General features: G+C 35.0%; 3 protein-coding genes. All 3 read left to right on the top strand.

Going from position 1 to position 2,100, the window contains the following annotated elements:
• The first annotated feature begins 250 nt into the window (after positions 1-250).
• Positions 251-544 carry a hypothetical protein gene (locus KVT36_RS31460; protein WP_217607387.1) on the top strand — a complete coding sequence of 98 codons (294 nt, stop codon included), beginning with the start codon at positions 251-253 and terminating at the stop codon, positions 542-544.
• Positions 545-648: 104 nt separating this feature from the next.
• Positions 649-855 carry a DUF433 domain-containing protein gene (locus KVT36_RS31455; protein WP_217607386.1) on the top strand — a complete coding sequence of 69 codons (207 nt, stop codon included), beginning with the start codon at positions 649-651 and terminating at the stop codon, positions 853-855.
• 48 nt (positions 856-903) lie between these two features.
• Positions 904-1,887, top strand: coding sequence for a DUF3871 family protein (locus KVT36_RS31450; RefSeq protein ID WP_217607385.1), 984 nt, complete (start codon positions 904-906; stop codon positions 1,885-1,887).
• Positions 1,888-2,100: the final 213 nt, after the last annotated feature.

Raw genomic sequence — 2,100 nt, 5'->3', positions numbered from 1 at the left:
CAATTATCTATTATATTTAGTGATCGATTAAAACTGAATCTTTAAACCCGTTGACACACTTTATGTAATACTACCAACAATGATTTTATCCCCAAAAATCCCAGCCCCCAATTTTTCTACCTTATTTTAATATATAGCATTATTGTCAACTAGGACCCCTCATTATCTCCCCCTACTCAATGATACTGGTTGGGGGCTATCCCACCATTTCTATAAAAAAATATTTAATTCACTAACTCAAACTTATAACATGGTAACTATTAAAAATTATTTTCTTAACCAAAATGGTGAGGGCAAACCATATGTCTGTCTTGAACTAATTGGAGAAATTGAAATTCTCCTTTCTGAAAAATCAGGCAAATTTTATGCTGATGTAAAAAAGTGTAAAATACCTACAAGAATTGATGAAGCTACAGCCAGATTAATGGTTGGAAAACAGATAGCAGGTTCCATAGTAAAGAAAGAGTGTGCAGCTTGGGAATATACAGTTCCTGGAACTGGTGAAGTGGTTACTATGAACTATAGGTTTGAATATGAGCCTTAATCTGGCTTTCATCAATTCTCATTAGTCAATTCACCAACATAAATGAAAGGCAGTGCTTTGTAGTGCTGCCTTTCCCTTTTACTAAAAGTTCAAATAATTAATAAATGGAAGCACAACAACACATAGAGATAAATCCCAAAGTAATGATGGGTAAGCCTGTCATTAAGGGTACACGAATTACTGTTGAAGTAATACTGGAAAAGCTATCTGAAGGAGAAACAATACAGGATATTCTTATAGCCTATCCACAGATCACCCAAGAGGCAATTTATGCAGCCTTAGCATATGCTGCTTCAAAGATGAAAGGGTAATAACACATTTTAAAATAATTTCCTTAGCATAAAATAATACACTAGACTATGGAACAACCATCACTTATAGCAAGACCTGAAAACAGATCTTATATAGATTTTGAAGAAACTTCTACAGCCAAGCCATTTATTGAGGCTAACACTGAAGAATTTACATTTCAGCAGATCAGGAAAGATCATACTATACCTTGTTTTGCCAAGGACAATGAGCCATTAATCAACCATTGTGATTTTATTGATGCTACAGGAGAGATAGTAGCTGATATTTTTCAAAGAGAGGCCATTTTAAAGCCTAATATCAGGCTTTCCCATCCAATTAAGGGCAGAGTGCCAGAAGCAAAAGATAAGGCAGCTAAAGACCTGCTAGATCACGAAAAGACCCTGTATTATGAAAGAATGGCATTCATTATTGAAATCCCTTCCATTTCTGATACAATAGATGGTAATAAGCTGTCTTTAACCATTGGAGGGGTAAAATCCTATAACCTGGATAACTTATATAATAAAAGTGGCACAGATCAGAATTTTAAGGTTTTTATTGGCTTTAAAAATTTGGTATGCACTAACCTCTGTGTTTGGACTGATGGTTATTTAGCTGATCTAAAAGTTAAGGATTTATACCAGCTAAAGAATGCCATATATTGTCTGTTTCAGGAATACAATGCAGCTAATCATCTGGAAAAACTAAAGGCTTTTACAAATTATCATCTTACAGAACAACAGTTTGTACAACTAGTAGGAAGGTGCAAGCTGTATAATTTCTTACCTGCTCATGTAAAGCAGGATATTCCCCCTTTACTCTTTGGAGATAGCCAGATCAGCACTGTATGCAAGGATTATTATAGGGATAATAGTTTTTGCAGGCAGGAAGATGGTAGTATTAATCTTTGGAAGTTGTACAACCTATTCACTGGGGCTAATAAAAGTTCCTATATAGATACCTTCCTTGACAGGTCTGTCAATGCTTTCCAGTTCACAGAAGAAATTAAAAATGTTCTGAATGGCCAGCATAGTAGCTGGTTTTTAAAGTAACCATAGGTTAGGAAATAGGGTTAGTTATTGTTAACACAGGGCTAGGTATCAACCTGGCCCTTTTTCATTTTTTCACTTTTAACTAAACACAATGCAGTATGATGCATATCAAAACTTTCACATAAAAGAGGATTATGGTATCCCCACGAGCAAATACATATTTTAGCATCACGGCAGTTGGCATACATTAGACATTCAAATCTAAGCGATGCC

The sequence above is a fragment of the Chitinophaga sp. GbtcB8 genome (assembly GCF_019091455.1).
GTDB lineage: Bacteria > Bacteroidota > Bacteroidia > Chitinophagales > Chitinophagaceae > Chitinophaga.
This window is presented reverse-complemented; position numbering and strand designations above follow the sequence as displayed.